14 protein-coding genes are annotated in these 15,631 nt (G+C 61.1%); 5 read left to right on the forward strand and 9 right to left on the reverse strand.

Annotation, left to right across the window (positions count from 1 at the left end; all coding sequences use genetic code 11):
- Positions 1 to 11 precede the first annotated feature (11 nt).
- Positions 12 to 1,154, reverse strand: a complete 1,143-nt coding sequence (gene pdxB, locus AB4O08_RS04945; RefSeq protein WP_021490995.1) for a 4-phosphoerythronate dehydrogenase PdxB — start codon at positions 1,152 to 1,154, stop codon at positions 12 to 14.
- A 140-nt stretch (positions 1,155 to 1,294) separates the two neighbouring features.
- Here pdxB and AB4O08_RS04950 point away from each other — a divergent pair, with 140 nt between their 5' ends.
- Positions 1,295 to 2,689 carry an MATE family efflux transporter gene (locus AB4O08_RS04950; protein WP_021490996.1) on the forward strand — a complete coding sequence of 465 codons (1,395 nt, stop codon included), beginning with the start codon at positions 1,295 to 1,297 and terminating at the stop codon, positions 2,687 to 2,689.
- A 13-nt stretch (positions 2,690 to 2,702) separates the two neighbouring features.
- Here the strand turns inward: AB4O08_RS04950 and tusA are convergent, their stop codons facing one another.
- A complete protein-coding gene (tusA, locus tag AB4O08_RS04955) occupies positions 2,703 to 2,954 on the reverse strand; it encodes a sulfurtransferase TusA (protein WP_010212093.1) in 252 nt (83 codons plus the stop codon).
- A 134-nt stretch (positions 2,955 to 3,088) separates the two neighbouring features.
- The gene (gene rlmM, locus AB4O08_RS04960) at positions 3,089 to 4,165 is read right to left on the reverse strand and encodes a 23S rRNA (cytidine(2498)-2'-O)-methyltransferase RlmM (RefSeq protein WP_021490997.1); all 1,077 of its coding nucleotides are present in this window, start codon (positions 4,163 to 4,165) and stop codon (positions 3,089 to 3,091) included.
- A 191-nt stretch (positions 4,166 to 4,356) separates the two neighbouring features.
- On the opposite strand from rlmM, the gene acnA reads away from it, so the two are divergent.
- Positions 4,357 to 7,098 carry an aconitate hydratase AcnA gene (gene acnA / locus AB4O08_RS04965; RefSeq protein WP_460114732.1) on the forward strand — a complete coding sequence of 914 codons (2,742 nt, stop codon included), beginning with the start codon at positions 4,357 to 4,359 and terminating at the stop codon, positions 7,096 to 7,098.
- Positions 7,099 to 7,222: 124 nt separating this feature from the next.
- On the opposite strand, the gene AB4O08_RS04970 is transcribed toward acnA, so the two are convergent.
- The gene (locus AB4O08_RS04970) at positions 7,223 to 8,158 is read right to left on the reverse strand and encodes an aspartyl/asparaginyl beta-hydroxylase domain-containing protein (protein WP_047541514.1); all 936 of its coding nucleotides are present in this window, start codon (positions 8,156 to 8,158) and stop codon (positions 7,223 to 7,225) included.
- Positions 8,159 to 8,267: 109 nt separating this feature from the next.
- Positions 8,268 to 9,242, reverse strand: a complete 975-nt coding sequence (gene cysK, locus AB4O08_RS04975; protein WP_044286832.1) for a cysteine synthase A — start codon at positions 9,240 to 9,242, stop codon at positions 8,268 to 8,270.
- A gap of 126 nt (positions 9,243 to 9,368) precedes the next feature.
- Here cysK and AB4O08_RS04980 point away from each other — a divergent pair, with 126 nt between their 5' ends.
- From AB4O08_RS04980 to AB4O08_RS04990, 3 genes are all read left to right on the forward strand, one after another.
- Positions 9,369 to 10,445 carry a DUF748 domain-containing protein gene (locus AB4O08_RS04980; protein ID WP_010212099.1) on the forward strand — a complete coding sequence of 359 codons (1,077 nt, stop codon included), beginning with the start codon at positions 9,369 to 9,371 and terminating at the stop codon, positions 10,443 to 10,445.
- A gap of 99 nt (positions 10,446 to 10,544) precedes the next feature.
- The gene (locus tag AB4O08_RS04985; protein ID WP_003210690.1) at positions 10,545 to 11,390 is read left to right on the forward strand and encodes an AAA family ATPase; all 846 of its coding nucleotides are present in this window, start codon (positions 10,545 to 10,547) and stop codon (positions 11,388 to 11,390) included.
- Positions 11,390 to 12,568 carry a vWA domain-containing protein gene (locus AB4O08_RS04990; RefSeq protein WP_460114733.1) on the forward strand — a complete coding sequence of 393 codons (1,179 nt, stop codon included), beginning with the start codon at positions 11,390 to 11,392 and terminating at the stop codon, positions 12,566 to 12,568. Before AB4O08_RS04985 ends, AB4O08_RS04990 begins: the two co-directional genes overlap by 1 nt.
- Before the next feature lie 41 nt (positions 12,569 to 12,609).
- On the opposite strand, the gene AB4O08_RS04995 is transcribed toward AB4O08_RS04990, so the two are convergent.
- The 4 genes from AB4O08_RS04995 to AB4O08_RS05010 all read right to left on the reverse strand — a co-directional run bounded on the left by AB4O08_RS04995 (position 12,610) and on the right by AB4O08_RS05010 (position 15,613).
- Complete coding sequence (locus AB4O08_RS04995) at positions 12,610 to 13,149, reverse strand: hypothetical protein (RefSeq protein ID WP_010212102.1); 540 nt, start codon at positions 13,147 to 13,149, stop codon at positions 12,610 to 12,612.
- Positions 13,150 to 13,266: 117 nt separating this feature from the next.
- Complete coding sequence (locus AB4O08_RS05000; RefSeq protein ID WP_010212104.1) at positions 13,267 to 14,175, reverse strand: 5-oxoprolinase subunit C family protein; 909 nt, start codon at positions 14,173 to 14,175, stop codon at positions 13,267 to 13,269.
- Positions 14,172 to 14,876 carry a 5-oxoprolinase subunit PxpB gene (gene pxpB / locus AB4O08_RS05005; protein ID WP_010212105.1) on the reverse strand — a complete coding sequence of 235 codons (705 nt, stop codon included), beginning with the start codon at positions 14,874 to 14,876 and terminating at the stop codon, positions 14,172 to 14,174. Before pxpB ends, AB4O08_RS05000 begins: the two co-directional genes overlap by 4 nt.
- Positions 14,873 to 15,613, reverse strand: a complete 741-nt coding sequence (locus tag AB4O08_RS05010) for a 5-oxoprolinase subunit PxpA (RefSeq protein WP_045791197.1) — start codon at positions 15,611 to 15,613, stop codon at positions 14,873 to 14,875. Before AB4O08_RS05010 ends, pxpB begins: the two co-directional genes overlap by 4 nt.
- Positions 15,614 to 15,631 lie beyond the last annotated feature (18 nt).

Here is a 15,631-nt window from a genome sequence, read left to right on the forward strand (position 1 = left end):
TTTATCGGGGTCTAAACGCCCGCGGCGCCCAATGCGCTGACGATATTCGACAACGCGGCCGACTCACCGTTGATGCTCACCCTCAAGCCATCAATCTCACGGCGCTCAGGGTAGTTTTTGCGCAGCAGGTCAAACGCCTTGCGCTGTTCTTCCACCGTTCCTACCAGGCTACGCCGGAAATCCGCATCATCGCGACGCGGGTCGTACACGCTGCGGCACAGGGTCGCCAGCGCCCAGGCCGGGTCAGTGGACGCATTCAACTGCACCTCGGCCAACCAAGGCTGCGGCAGCAAATCACTCAACTGGATGCCGGGCTCCTGACCCAGGTGCGTGCAGAACGCTTGATAAATCTGCGCAGTGCCGCGTTGCTTGCCGTCCAGGCTGTAGCCAGCGATGTGCGGCGTGGCCAGCACGCAGAGGTCCGCCAGGTCCACGTCCACTTCAGGCTCGCCCTCCCACACATCCAGCACCGCTTGCAGGTCTTCGCGCGCCAGCAACACCTCGCGCAGGGCGGCGTTGTCCACCACCGGGCCACGGCTGGCATTGATCAGCCAAGTGCCGGGCTTGAGCTGGTTGAGCCGCTGACGATCGAACAAATGCCAAGTGGAACCGTTGCCGGATTTGGTCAGCGGGGTGTGCAGGCTGATCACATCGCATTGCTCGATGATCTGGTCCAGGCTGACGTAATCGCCGTCCTCGGCGATCTGCCGTGGCGGGTCGCAGACCAGCACGTTCCAACCCAGCCCTTTGAGCACCTTGACCAGCCGTCCGCCGACTTCACCGGCGCCAACCACGCCATAGGTGCGGTGATTGAGGTCGGCGCCTTCGATTTCAGCCAGGGTCATCAGGCTGCCCAGCACATAGTCCACCACGCCACGGGCGTTGCAGCCGGGGGCACTGGACCACTGGATGCCAGCCTGCTTGAAGTAATCGAGGTCCAAGTGGTCGGTGCCGATGGTGCAGGTGCCGACGAAGCGCACCTTCGTCCCCTCCAGCAGGGCGCGGTTGACGTTGGTCACCGAGCGCACCAGCAGCACGTCGGCCTGCTCGACCGTGGCGCGGTCGATGGAACGGCCGGGGACGCGGCGAATCTCGCCAAATCCCTGGAAGAATGCATCGAGCAGCGGAATATTTTCGTCGGCAACAATCAGCATGGCAGGCTCCTTTGGCGGACCCGCAGTGTACAGGGATCGCAGCCCTCGCTTACAAATCGCTAACACAGGTTTTTTCCTGACCGATGCGTCAATGCGTAGAATCCGCCGTCCTTGCGCTTCCTTCTATTGGACACCTGTACGTGAACACTGCTACCGCCACCCTCACCCGTCCCGCCCGCATCAGCCGGGAAGTGCGCGGCCTGTTGACGCTCGCCTTGCCGATCATGATCGGCCAACTGGCGACGACCGCGATGAGCTTTGTCGATGCGGTGATGGCCGGGCGCGTCAGCCCTCAGGACCTGGCGGCCGTGGGCCTGGGCAACTCGATCTGGATCCCGGTGTACCTGCTGATGACCGGCACGCTACTGGCCACCACGCCCAAAGTCGCGCAGCGCTACGGGGCCGGCCAGTTCAGTGAGATCGGGCCGCTGGTGCGTCAATCCTTGTGGCTGGCAGTGGTGGTCGGCATCACTGCATCGCTGTTGCTGCTGTGCGCCGAACCGATCCTGCATGTGATGAACGTGGAGCCGGACCTGATCGAGCCCTCAATGGGCTACTTGCACGGCATCGCCGCTGGCATGCCGGCCATTGCGCTGTATTACGTGCTGCGCTGTTTCAGTGACGGCCTGGGCCGCACGCGGCCGAGCATGGTGATGGGCCTGTGTGGCCTGGCATTGAATATCCCGCTGAACTACATCTTCATCTACGGCCACCTGGGTGTGCCGGCCATGGGCGGCGTCGGTTGCGGCTGGGCCACAGCCATTGCGATGTGGGTGATGATGCTCGGCCTGGCCGTCTGGACCCGCTGGGGCCCGGCTTACCAGAGCAGCGAACTGTTCAAGCGTTTCGACTGGCCGCAATGGGCGGTGATCAAGCGTGTATTGAGCATCGGCCTGCCCATCGGCATCGCGATCTTTGCCGAATCGAGCATCTTCGCGGTGATTGCCCTGCTGATTGGCAGCCTGGGCGCCACCGTGGTCTCAGGCCATCAGATCGCGCTGAACGTCAGCTCGCTGGTGTTCATGATCCCCTACTCCCTGAGCATGGCCGTCACCGTGCGGGTCGGCCAGGCCCTCGGGCGTGGCGAACCGCGTGAAGCGCGCTTTGCGGCTGGCGTCGGCATGGGCACGGCGCTGGCCTACGCCTGCCTGTCCTGCAGCCTGATGCTGCTGTTTCGCGAGCAGATCGCGGCGATCTACACACCAGACCCGGTCGTCATTCACTTGGCTTCGATGCTGATCGTGTTCTCGGCACTGTTCCAGTTCAGCGACTCGATCCAAGTCACGGCGGCCGGTGCACTGCGCGGCTACCAGGACACACGCGTGACCATGGTACTGACCTTGTTCGCCTATTGGGGCGTAGGCCTGCCGGTGGGTTATGCCCTGGGGCTGACAAACTGGCTGGGCGAGCCAAGCGGCCCAAGCGGCTTATGGCAAGGGCTGATCGTGGGCCTGAGCTGTGCGGCAGGAATGTTGCTGGTGCGCCTGGCGCGCAGCGCACGCCGGCGCATTCGCGCCGATAAAGCACGGGGCTGAATCGATCGTGTGATCAGTCGGCTTTTTTGCGGATCCAGTACAGGTATGTACCGGCCTGCTCCTGTTGATCCACCAGCTCGTGGTCAAGGAACACGCAGAACTTGGGGATATCGCGGCGCGTGGACGGGTCGGTCGCGATCACCTTGAGCAAACCGCCTGGTGGCAGGTCGCGGATGTGCTGGTGCAGCATCATCACCGGCTCCGGGCAGTTGAGGCCGGTGGCGTCCAAGGTGCCGTCGACGGGCAGTTCTTCTGCATGACTCATACTTCACTCCTGAAACTAACCCGATCTCCTGTGGGAGCGCGAAGACGCGGGCACATTCACCATAAATTTCGACAGTTATACCGCTTTCGCGAGCAAGCTCGCTCCCCCATGGGCCCTGTGATCACCTCAAGGGCTCAGCGGGCCTTGGTTTTCTTCACATCCACCAACCGACGCAAATGGCAGGTCACTTCCTCACGGTCGTGGTACAGCTGCTTGCAGCCGATCTCCACGCGGATGCCGCGTGCCTTGAAGCCGTCTTCGATACGCTCCAGCAGGCGCTTCACCTCGGCGTAGCGCTGTTTCATCGGCAGCTTCAGGTTCACCACCGCCTCGCGGCAATACCCCTCGCCGATCCAGGTTTCGAGCAAGGCCGCGTTACGCGCCGGCTTTTCGACGATATCGCAGACCATCCAGTCCACCGGCTGCTTGGGGACGAAGGTAAAACCGTCGGCCATCAAATGCTGCACCAGACCAGTGTCCATCAGGCTTTCAGCCATCGGCCCGTTGTCGATGGCCGTCACCAGCATGCCGCGGTTTACCAGTTGCCAGGTCCAACCGCCGGGCGCTGCGCCGAGGTCGACACCGGTCATGTCGCCGTGCAGACGCTCGTCCCACTGGTCGCGGGGGATGAAGTGGTGCCAGGCCTCTTCCAGCTTGAGGGTGGAACGGCTCGGCGCTTCACGGGGGAACTTGAGGCGTGGGATGCCCATCGGCCACATCGCCGAGTTGTTCGATTCGGCCAGGCCCATGAACACTTCGCGGCCGCTCTTGAAGGTCAGCAGCAGGCGCGGTTTGCTCGGGTCGTCCACCAGTTTGCCGGCGTTCAACAGGGCTTTGCGCAGGTGCACTTCGAATTTTTTGCAGAAGTTCGACAGTTCCTTGCCGTCGTTGGTGTCGACCATCTCCAGCCACAGGCTGCCACACACCGGGAATTCGCGCAGGTGGGCGAGGATCACGCTGATACGGTCGGTTTCCGGCAGGTCGATGAACACTCCGCGCGCCCACTGCCGTGGAAAGATCAGCTCGGCAAAACGCTGGCCGTGCATCAGGCGCTGGGCGCCGTCTTCTTCGGTGCAGACAAATTCGGCGCAGGCGCTGCCGGTCTTGGCCTTGGCGTAGCCGGAAACGTTCAGGCGCGCGGCGTGCTCCGCGATCTCGGAACAGACTTCGCCTTCAAAACCCGGGCGGCAGTGCATAAAAAGGGTGTTCATTGAATCTCCTGGCAACTGGGCTTGCTGTAGCGCAAGTCCTGTCATGAAAACGCGCGCATGATAGCCGAGTTCGGAACCTTGGACTTAACGATAGAGTCCAGTTATTAGCCTGCTAATGAAAACAGGGCTAAGTTGATAGCTCTGTTCGTCCCGTCAGGTCCGTAGCCGTGCGGACCATAAGGAGTCGTGTCATGTCATCGCTTGATAGCCTGAGAACCCTTAAGACCCTTGAAATAGACAGTAAAACCTACCACTACTTCAGCCTGCCCGAAGCCGCCAAGAGCCTGGGTGACCTGGACAAGCTGCCGATGTCACTCAAGGTGCTGCTGGAAAACCTGCTGCGCTGGGAAGACAACAAGACTGTCACCGGCGCCGACCTCAAGGCCATTGCCGCCTGGCTCAAGGAACGCCAGTCCGACCGTGAGATCCAGTACCGCCCCGCCCGCGTATTGATGCAAGACTTTACCGGCGTACCCGCCGTGGTCGACCTGGCCGCCATGCGCGCCGCCGTGGCCAAGGCCGGGGGCGACCCGCAGCGCATCAACCCGCTGTCCCCCGTAGACCTGGTGATTGACCACTCGGTGATGGTCGACAAGTTTGGCACCACCGGCGCTTTCGAGCAGAACGTCGACATCGAAATGCAGCGCAACGGCGAACGCTACGCCTTCCTGCGCTGGGGCCAGAGCGCCTTTGACAACTTCAGCGTGGTGCCACCGGGCACGGGCATTTGCCACCAGGTCAACCTCGAATACCTCGGCCGCACGGTCTGGACCAAAGACGAGGACGGCCGCACCTACGCCTTCCCGGACACCCTGGTCGGCACCGATTCCCACACCACCATGATCAACGGCCTCGGCGTACTCGGCTGGGGCGTGGGCGGGATCGAGGCAGAAGCGGCGATGCTTGGCCAACCGGTGTCGATGCTGATCCCGGAAGTGATCGGCTTCAAGCTCACGGGCAAATTGAAGGAAGGCATCACCGCCACTGACTTGGTGCTGACCGTGACCCAGATGCTGCGCAAAAAAGGCGTCGTGGGTAAATTCGTCGAATTCTATGGCGACGGCCTGGCCGACCTGCCCTTGGCCGACCGCGCCACCATCGCCAACATGGCCCCGGAATATGGCGCCACCTGCGGCTTTTTCCCGGTGGACGAGGTGACGCTGGACTACTTGCGCCTTTCCGGCCGTCCAACCGAAACCGTCAAGCTGGTCGAGGCTTACACCAAGGCCCAAGGCCTGTGGCGTAACGCCGGCCAGGAGCCGGTGTTCACCGACAGCCTGGCCCTGGACATGGGCAGCGTCGAAGCCAGCCTGGCCGGACCAAAACGCCCGCAGGACCGTGTCGCCCTGCCGAATGTCGGGCAGGCCTTCAGCGACTTCCTCGACCTGCAATTCAAACCCACCAACAAGGAAGAGGGCCGCCTGGAAAGCGAAGGCGGCGGCGGGGTTGCCGTGGGCAATGCCGACCTGGTGGGCGAAACCGACTATGAATACGACGGCCAGACCTATCGCCTGAAAAACGGCGCGGTGGTGATCGCTGCAATCACCTCCTGCACCAACACCTCCAACCCCAGCGTGATGATGGCGGCCGGGCTGCTGGCGAAAAAGGCCGTGGAAAAGGGCCTGACGCGCAAACCTTGGGTTAAAACCTCCCTGGCCCCAGGCTCCAAAGTGGTCACCGACTACTACAAGGCAGCGGGCCTTACCGAGTACCTGGACAAGCTGGGCTTCGACCTGGTGGGTTACGGCTGCACCACCTGCATCGGTAACTCGGGTCCGCTGCCCGAGCCGATCGAGAAAGCCATCCAGAAGGCCGATCTTGCCGTGGCTTCGGTGCTGTCGGGTAACCGCAACTTTGAAGGCCGCGTGCACCCGCTGGTGAAAACCAACTGGCTGGCGTCGCCGCCGCTGGTAGTGGCCTACGCCTTGGCGGGCACCGTGCGCATCGATATCAGCAGCGAACCGTTGGGCAACGATCAGCACGGTCATCCGGTGTACCTCAAGGACATCTGGCCCACCAGCCAGGAAATCGCCGACGCCGTTGCTCAAGTCACGACAGGCATGTTCCACAAGGAATACGCTGAAGTGTTTGCCGGTGACGAGCAGTGGCAAGCGATTGAAGTGCCACAAGCTGCGACCTACGTGTGGCAGAAAGACTCCACCTACATCCAGCACCCGCCGTTCTTCGACGACATTGCCGGGCCTCTGCCGGTGATCAAGGACGTCAAAGGCGCGAATGTGCTGGCGTTGCTGGGAGACTCGGTCACCACCGACCACATCTCCCCGGCCGGCAACATCAAGACCGACAGCCCCGCCGGCCGCTACCTGCGCGAACAAGGCGTGGAACCGCGCGACTTCAACTCCTACGGTTCACGCCGGGGCAACCATGAAGTGATGATGCGCGGCACTTTTGCCAACATCCGTATCCGCAATGAGATGCTCGGCGGTGAGGAAGGCGGCAATACGCTGTACATCCCCACCGGCGAGAAAATGCCAATCTACGACGCCTCGATGAAATACCAGGCCTCAGGCACGCCGCTGGTGGTGGTGGCCGGCCAGGAATATGGCACCGGCTCAAGCCGTGACTGGGCGGCCAAGGGTACCAACCTGCTGGGCGTCAAGGCGGTGATCGCCGAGAGTTTCGAGCGGATTCACCGCTCCAACCTAGTGGGCATGGGTGTGCTGCCGTTGCAGTTCAAGCTGGATCAGAACCGCAAGTCGCTCAAGCTGACGGGTAAGGAGAAGATCGACATTCTTGGGCTGACCGACGTGGAGATCGTGCCACGGATGAACCTGACGCTGGTGATTACGCGGGAGGATGGCAGTAGCGAGAAGGTCGAAGTGCTGTGCCGGATCGATACGCTCAATGAAGTGGAGTACTTCAAGTCGGGGGGCATCCTGCACTACGTGCTGCGCCAACTGATCGCGTCCTGAGCAACACTGCAAACCAATGTGGGAGCGGGCTTGCTCGCGAATGCGGTATGTCAGTCAAAGATGTTTCGACTGATCCACCGCATTCGCGAGCAAGCCCGCTCCCACATGTTTGACTGCGCTCCGATCAGAACAGCCACTTCCACAGCAGCACCAGCACCACTACGGCCAGCACTGGCCGCGCAATGCGGTAAGCCTTCGGATGCTTGCGCTTCCACTGCTTGACCACACCGCTGAACTTGTCGCTGAACGTCTTGCTCCAGGCATACGCCTGGTTGATCCCGCCCACACGTTCGTCATCCAGGTTCTGCGGCGCAGTCGCGCGCCCCAACTGCTTGCTGACCCAACGGTTGATACGGGTCATCACGCGGTTGCTCAGCGGACGCTCGATGTCACAGAACAGAATCACACGGGTCTGCTCGGTCTCGTTCTTGACCCAGTGCACGTAGGTTTCGTCGAACATCACGTCGTCACCGTCGCGCCAGGCGTACTCCTCGCCATCGACAAAGATACGACAGGCGTCGGAGTTCGGCGTGGACAGGCCCAAGTGATAACGCAGGGAACCGGCAAACGGGTCGCGGTGCGGGTTGAGGTGGCTGCCGCCCGGCAACAGCGCGAACATCGCGCCTTTCACGTTAGGAATGCTGCTCACCAACGCCACGGTTTTCGGACACAGCGCCTCCGCCGATGGCAGGGGTTTGTCGTACCACTTGAGGTAGAAACGCTTCCAGCCCTTCTTGAAGAACGAGCCGAAACCGGCGTCGTTGTTCTTTTCGGCCGCGCGGATGTAACCCTCGTCGAACAGGTGCATGGCCTCTTCGCGGATCACTTCCCAGTTGTCCTTGAGCACATCCAGTTCCGGGAATTTGCTGCGGTCCAGGTACGGCTTGGACGGCACCGCCGAAAACAGGTACATCAGGGCGTTATAGGGGGCGAACAGCGCCGAATGGTTAACGAACTGGCGCAACATCGGCAAACGCGCCTTGCCGCGCAGGTGCACATACAACGTGCTGCCGATAAACAACGCCAGCACCGACAGCTTGGCGGCCAAAGAAAAGGTCATGCAGCAACTCCTGGAAATAAGCGCCTGGCCAACAGCAGACGTAGCAGCCGGCCATGATAAACAGTTGGGCCATTATGCAGAAGGCCCGGGTGTTCGGCGCTGACTCAAATCAAGCCTGGTTTTCTTGCTCGGTAAACAAATCGCTGAACAGCATGCTCGACAGGTAGCGCTCACCGGAGTCGGGCAGAATCACCACGATGGTCTTGCCCTGCATCTCCGGTTTCTCGGCCAGGCGCACTGCCACAGCCATCGCGGCGCCACAGGAGATACCGCACAGAATCCCTTCTTCCTGCATCAGGCGCAGAGCCATGGCCTTGGATTCGTCGTCGGTCACCAGCTCCACGCGGTCGACCATCGATAGATCGAGGTTCTTCGGTACGAAACCGGCGCCAATACCCTGGATCTTGTGCGGGCTGGGCTTGATCTCTTCACCGGCCAGCGCCTGGGTGATCACTGGCGATGCGATCGGCTCGACGGCCACCGACAGGATCGGCTTGCCCGCGATGTTCTTGATATAGCGTGAAACACCGGTGATGGTGCCGCCAGTGCCCACGCCCGCGACCAGCACATCCACGGCGCCGTCGGTGTCGTTCCAGATTTCCGGACCAGTGGTTTTCTCATGGATGGCCGGGTTGGCCGGGTTTTCGAACTGAGCCGGCATGAAGTAAGTGGCCGGGTCGCTGGCGACGATTTCGCCGGCTTTTTCGATCGCGCCCTTCATGCCCTTGGCCGGCTCGGTCAGCACCAATTCGGCGCCGAGGGCCTTGAGCACCTTGCGCCGCTCGATGCTCATGGAGGCCGGCATGGTCAGCAGCAACTTATAGCCACGGGCCGCAGCGACAAACGCCAGGCCAATACCGGTGTTGCCGGAGGTGGGTTCGACAATGGTCATGCCCGGCTTGAGTTTGCCGGTGCTTTCAGCGTCCCAGATCATGTTTGCGCCAATGCGGCATTTCACCGAGTAGCCTGGGTTACGCCCTTCGATCTTGGCCAGGATGGTCACGCCACGCGGTGCGATCCGGTTGATCTGAACCAGGGGCGTGTTACCGATGGAGTGCGCGTTGTCTGCAAAGATGCGGCTCATGACGGGTCCTATTGGGCAGTCTTCAGGAAGGCAACAAGGGTATGCCTCGTGCCGCGAAGCGTCCAGTCGGAGGAACGTTGCGCCCCTCGCAACAGTCCACCTCCTATACGGACAGAGGACCTCCCCATGAAACGTCGCTACAGCTGGCCACTATGGACCGTTGCCGGAATACTGGTGCTACTGGTCGCGTTGAGCATCGCCCTGCCCTATCTGGTGCGTAACTACTTGAATGACAAGCTCGCCAACATGGGCGACTACCGTGGCCAGGTGACCGACGTGGACCTGGCCCTGTGGCGCGGTGCCTACCGGATCAACGGCCTGGAGATCATCAAGGTCGACGGTAAAGTGCCCGTACCGTTCGTCAAGGCGCCGTTGGTCGACCTGGCGGTGAGCTGGCATTCACTGTGGTACGACCATGCGGTGGTGGCCAAGGTGCTGTTTATCCAGCCTGAAGTGAACTTCGTCGACGGCGGCGCCAACCAGCAGGCGTCCCAGACCGGTAAAGGCACCGACTGGCGCGAGCAGTTGAGCAAGCTGGCGCCCATCACACTCGACGAAGTGCGCATCGAAGACGGCAAGATCGCCTTTCACAACTTCAACTCCAAACCACCGGTCAACATCAACGCCACGGACGTCAACGCGAGCTTCTACAACCTGACCAACGTGGTCGACGTCAAAGGCAAGCGAGACGCCCGCTTTGAGGGCAAGGCGCTGCTTCAGGGCCAGGCACCGCTGGAAGCGACCGCCACGTTCGACCCGCTGAGTGATTTCGAGAATTTCGAGTTCCGTTTCCGCGCCAAAGACTTGCAGCTCAAGCGCATGAATGATTTCGCGTCGGCCTACGGCAAATTCGACTTCAAGGCCGGCACCGGCGACGTGGTGATCGAAGCCCAGGCGGAAAAAGGTCAGTTGACCGGCTACATCAAACCGCTGATGCGCGATGTAGAAGTGTTCGATTGGCAACAGGATGTGGAAAACAAAGACAAAAACATCTTCCGCTCGATCTGGGAGGCCGTGGTCGGCGCCAGCGAAACCGTGTTGAAAAACCAGGCGAAAAACCAGTTTGCCACCCGCGTTGAACTCAGTGGCAGCGTGCACCAGCAAAATGTCAGCGCGTTTTCCGCATTTTTGGCGATTTTGCGCAACGGGTTCATCCAGGCGTTCAATGCCCGCTATGAACAACCCAAGCCCTCGGCGGACTGAAGGTGACTGGTCATTCAGAGACTGAATAAGCCGCCTGCGTTCACAGTCGCCGGGGCTGCGCGGTATAGTCCGGGCATTGATGAATGCGAGGAGACACCGATGAAGTTCGAAGGCACCCAGGCCTATGTGGCTACCGATGACCTGAAACTGGCCGTCAACGCCGCCATTACCCTGGAGCGGCCGTTGCTGGTCAAGGGCGAGCCTGGCACCGGCAAGACGATGCTCGCCGAGCAATTGGCCGAGTCCTTCGGCGCCAAGCTGATCACCTGGCACATCAAGTCCACCACCAAGGCCCACCAAGGGCTGTACGAGTACGACGCGGTCAGCCGCCTGCGCGACTCGCAGCTGGGCGTGGACAAGGTGCATGACGTGCGCAATTACCTGAAGAAGGGCAAGCTCTGGGAAGCGTTCGAATCCGAGGAGCGGGTGATCCTGTTGATCGATGAAATCGACAAGGCCGACATCGAGTTCCCCAACGACCTGCTGCAGGAACTCGACAAGATGGAGTTCTACGTCTACGAAATCGACGAGACCATCAAGGCCAAGAAACGGCCGATCATCATCATTACCTCCAATAACGAAAAAGAGCTGCCGGACGCGTTCCTGCGCCGCTGCTTCTTTCACTACATCGCCTTCCCCGACCGCACCACCCTGCAAAAAATCGTCGATGTGCATTACCCCGACATCAAGAAAGACCTGGTCAGCGAAGCGCTGGACGTGTTCTTCGACGTACGCAAAGTGCCGGGCCTGAAGAAAAAGCCCTCCACCTCGGAGTTGGTCGACTGGCTCAAGCTGCTGATGGCCGACAACATCGGCGAAGCCGTGCTGCGCGAACGCGACCCGACCAAAGCCATCCCACCGCTGGCCGGTGCGCTGGTCAAGAACGAGCAGGACGTACAGTTGCTGGAGCGTCTGGCGTTCATGAGCCGTCGCGGTAATCGCTGATGTTGCTCAACCTGTTCAACGAGATGCGCGCCGCCAAGGTGCCGGTGTCGGTGCGCGAGCTGCTCGACCTGATCAACGCGCTGAAACAGCGCGTGACCTTCGCCGACATGGACGAGTTTTACTACTTGGCCCGGGCGATATTGGTGAAGGACGAGCGGCATTTCGACAAGTTCGACCGGGCGTTCGGCGCCTACTTCAACGGCCTGGAAAAACTCGACGACCACTTGCAGGCATTGATCCCGGAAGACTGGCTGCGCAAGGAGTTTGAACGCTCGCTGAGCGAGGAAGAACGCGCGCAGATCCAGTCCCTTGGCGGCCTCGACAAGCTGATCGAAGCCTTCAAGAAACGCCTGGAAGAACAGAAGGAACGCCATGCCGGCGGCAACAAGTGGATCGGCACCGGCGGCACCAGCCCGTTCGGTTCCGGCGGCTACAACCCGGAAGGCATCCGTGTCGGTGATGCCGGCAAGCGTCAGGGCAAGGCCGTGAAGGTGTGGGACCAGCGCGAGTACAAGAACCTCGACGATCAGGTGGAACTGGGCACGCGCAACATCAAGATCGCCCTGCGTCGCCTGCGCAAATTCGCACGCCAGGGTGCGGCCGAAGAGCTGGACATCGACGGCACCATCGACCACACCGCCCGCGATGCCGGGTTGCTGAATATTCAGATGCGCCCCGAGCGGCGCAACACCATCAAGCTGCTGTTGCTGTTCGACATCGGCGGCTCGATGGATGCCCACGTGAAGATCTGCGAAGAGCTATTCTCGGCGTGCAAGACCGAGTTCAAGCACCTGGAGTATTTCTACTTTCACAATTTCGTGTACGAATCAGTGTGGAAGAACAACCAGCGCCGCACCTCGGAACGCACCTCCACCCAGGACGTGCTGCACAAGTACGGTGCGGACTACAAAGTGATTTTTATCGGCGATGCGTCGATGGCGCCGTATGAAATCACCCAGGCCGGCGGCAGCGTCGAGCACTGGAATGAAGAGCCGGGGTATGTGTGGATGCAGCGCTTCATGGCCAAGTACAAGAAGCTGATCTGGATTAACCCGTATCCAAAGGACACTTGGGGGTATACAGCGTCGACCGGGATTGTGCGGGAGTTGGTGGAGGATCAGATGTATCCGCTGACCCTGCGCGGGTTGGAAGAAGGGATGCGTTTCTTGTCGAAGTAGCCCGCTCCCTGTAGCCGCACGCTGCGGCTACAGGTCTGCCATCAAGCGGTCCCGGCGTCGATCCAGCCGCACTTCAGGAACAGCGCGGAAAACTGTTTGACCAGCTCGGCGTCCTTTCTGTCGACCTTACGGTCATTGTTGACGTCCTGGTTGATCGAAACCCCGGCAAGGCCATTTCCATCAGCATAAATCGCCGCGGTGTAGGCAATACTCTCATCGGTCGGGGCGCCCTCGCCTTGATGAAAATGCAGCCGCACGGTGTCAGGCACGCCGTTACCATCAAAATCTCGGGCAAATACTTTCAAATATTTATCGAAAGGTTCGTCGAGACTGAACCAATTGAACTCAAGAAACAGTTGGGCCAGCTCAATCGCTTGTGCACGGTCGACAGCATCGACGACGCCGTCCTGATTCACATCATCGGCGATCACCCAGTCCAACTGCCCGTCATCAGTGATATCGAACGTCGTGGCTTGATGAACAAGCGTCGGCGTGCAGGTGTCGTCGTGAAACTCAAGTGTGACCACATCGGGTACATCGTTATCGAGCACGTCGTGTGCGTAGATCTTCATGTAGCGCATGTTGAATCCTGATAGTGAATGCACCCTCAAGACTTCCATGCGCCACCTTGCAAACCAATACGGCAAAGGACTCAGGTAGTGTGGGATATCTCTGCGAGTGTCCCACTGCCTCAGCGGTCAAATGAACTGGCGTAGACATTCAAGTTGCTGACGATGCGCCGTCTCCTGCACCACTGGCGTCAAGCGTACTTTCTCTCCTGGCAGGCATTGCGCCAGCCGCGCCAGCGACAGAGGCGTCAGTGCCCCCAGACGCGGGTAGCCACCGATGGTCTGCCGATCATTGAGCAACACAATCGGCTGCCCATCCGGCGGCACTTGGATCGCCCCCAACGGAATGCCTTCGGAGATCAACGACGGCCCCTGATACTGCAACGGCGTGCCCAACAAACGCATGCCCATGCGATCGGCGCGACTGTCGAGGGCCCACTCAGTGTTGAATGCATCGAACAGGCTTTGCCCACTGAACTGGCCGATTTGTGCGCCGACAATCACGTCCAACGGTGCTTTGGTTGGCAGGGTTAAATCGCTGAGAACCTTCATTGCGCCGCCTGTGCCGGAATACGCCAAGCACCCGCCTTCGGCCAATGCCTTGCCAAAGCCGTCCACCCCGCCCAGTTCCTCACGCACAACGGTGGCGCAACTGCCCAGCACATCCGGCGCATCAAAGCCGCCCGGCGCGGCCAGATAGGCCCGCGCCCCCTTGAATGGCTGGGTGAAACGCAGGCGCTGGCCCTTTTGCAGGATGAAACTGCGGCCGGGGCTGATGGGGCGTTCGTCGATGTACGCGCCCAAGTCCGCTCCGGCCAGGGCCAGCAGGCAATAATCGTCGGCTTGCACGGTAAAACCGCCCAGGGTGATTTCCACCACCGGCGCGTCCAGCGCATTGCCCAGCAGCCAGTTGGCCCAGGACATCGACACCCAGTCCAGCGCTCCGCCCTGGGTCACGCCAAGGTGACGCACGCCAAAACGGCCGCCGTCCTGCAACAGGCACAGCGGCGTGCTGGCCTCAATGATCAAGCGGCTCATGCCTGCGCCTCCAACGGCGTGTCATCGCCACCTAATGTGATGAATTGAGCGTGATCGACGGGCTCGAAGCGCACCGTGTCACCAGGCTGCATCAGGCTGTAGCCCTCGCGCTCGCGGTCAAAGAGTCGGGCCGGGGTGCGGCCTATCAGGTTCCAGCCGCCCGGCGAGACCACCGGGTAAGCGGCGGTTTGCCGTTCGGCGATGCCGACACTGCCGGCCGCCACGCGTTTGCGTGGGGTGTTCAGACGTGGCGCGGCGAGTCTTTCATCCACCAGGCCCATAAAGGCAAAGCCAGGGGCGAAGCCGAGGGCAAACACCTGGTATTCGTGGGCACTGTGGCGGCGGATCACTTCATCCACCGACAGGCCACTGCGCTGGCTAAGCAGGGTCAGTTCGGGGCCGACGCTCAGGTCGTACCACACCGGCAGCACATGGCACTGGCCACTGCCCTGGGCCTGTGGCTGCAGATCGGTGAGGGCCAGGTCGATCAACTCCCGCGCCTGGGCCGGGCTCAATGCCGTCAGGTCGTAATGCACCATCAACGTGGTGTAGGACGGCACCAGGTCCACCAAGGCCGCACCAAAATCGCTGCGCAAGCGCTGGGTGGCGGCAAGCATCCACGGCATATTGGCTTCGGCGATGGCATCAAATAGGCGCACCATCAGGCAGTCGATGGCCACCACTTCAATCCGAGGCTTCATGCTGGCTTCAATGCCTCGCAGATGCGTTGCACGGCGGCGACCGAGCTGGCGTTGTCGCCGTGTACGCACAAGGTATTGGCCTGCAGGACCAACGGGCTGCCGTCGCTGGCGGTCAGCGGTTCACCCCGGGAAATGGTCAGGGCTTGCTGCAGAATGGTGTCGGAATCGTGGTGCACGGCGCCGGGCAACTGGCGCGAGACCAGGTGGCCCTTGTTATCGTAGGCCCGGTCGGCGAAGGCTTCGAACCACAGGGTTACACCGTATTCGTCACCCAAGGCCTGGGCCGCGCTGTTGTCGTGCGTGGCGAGCAGCATCAGTGGCAGGTCGCCGTAGGCAGCCACGGCCTGCATCACCGCACGCAACTGTGCGGGGTTGGCCATCATGTCGTTGTACATCGCTCCGTGAGGCTTCACGTAGCTGACACGCCCGCCTTGTGCCCGGCAGATGCCGTCGAGGGCACCGATCTGATAGTGCAGCAGATCCTGGATTTCCTGAGGGGTGTAGGCCATCGAGCGACGGCCAAAGCCTTGCAGGTCCTGATACGCCGGGTGCGCACCGACTTGCACACCCTGTTTGAACGCCAGGCTGACCGTCTTGCGCATGATGCTCGGGTCGCCGGCATGGAAACCGCACGCCACGTTGGCGCAATCAATGAACGGCATGACCTCGGCGTCCAGACCCATGGTCCAGTTGCCAAAGCTTTCGCCAATATCGCAATTGAGTAAAAGACGGCTCACGGACTGTCGCTCCTGTAG

This window comes from Pseudomonas sp. H3_E07 (genome assembly GCF_054668895.1).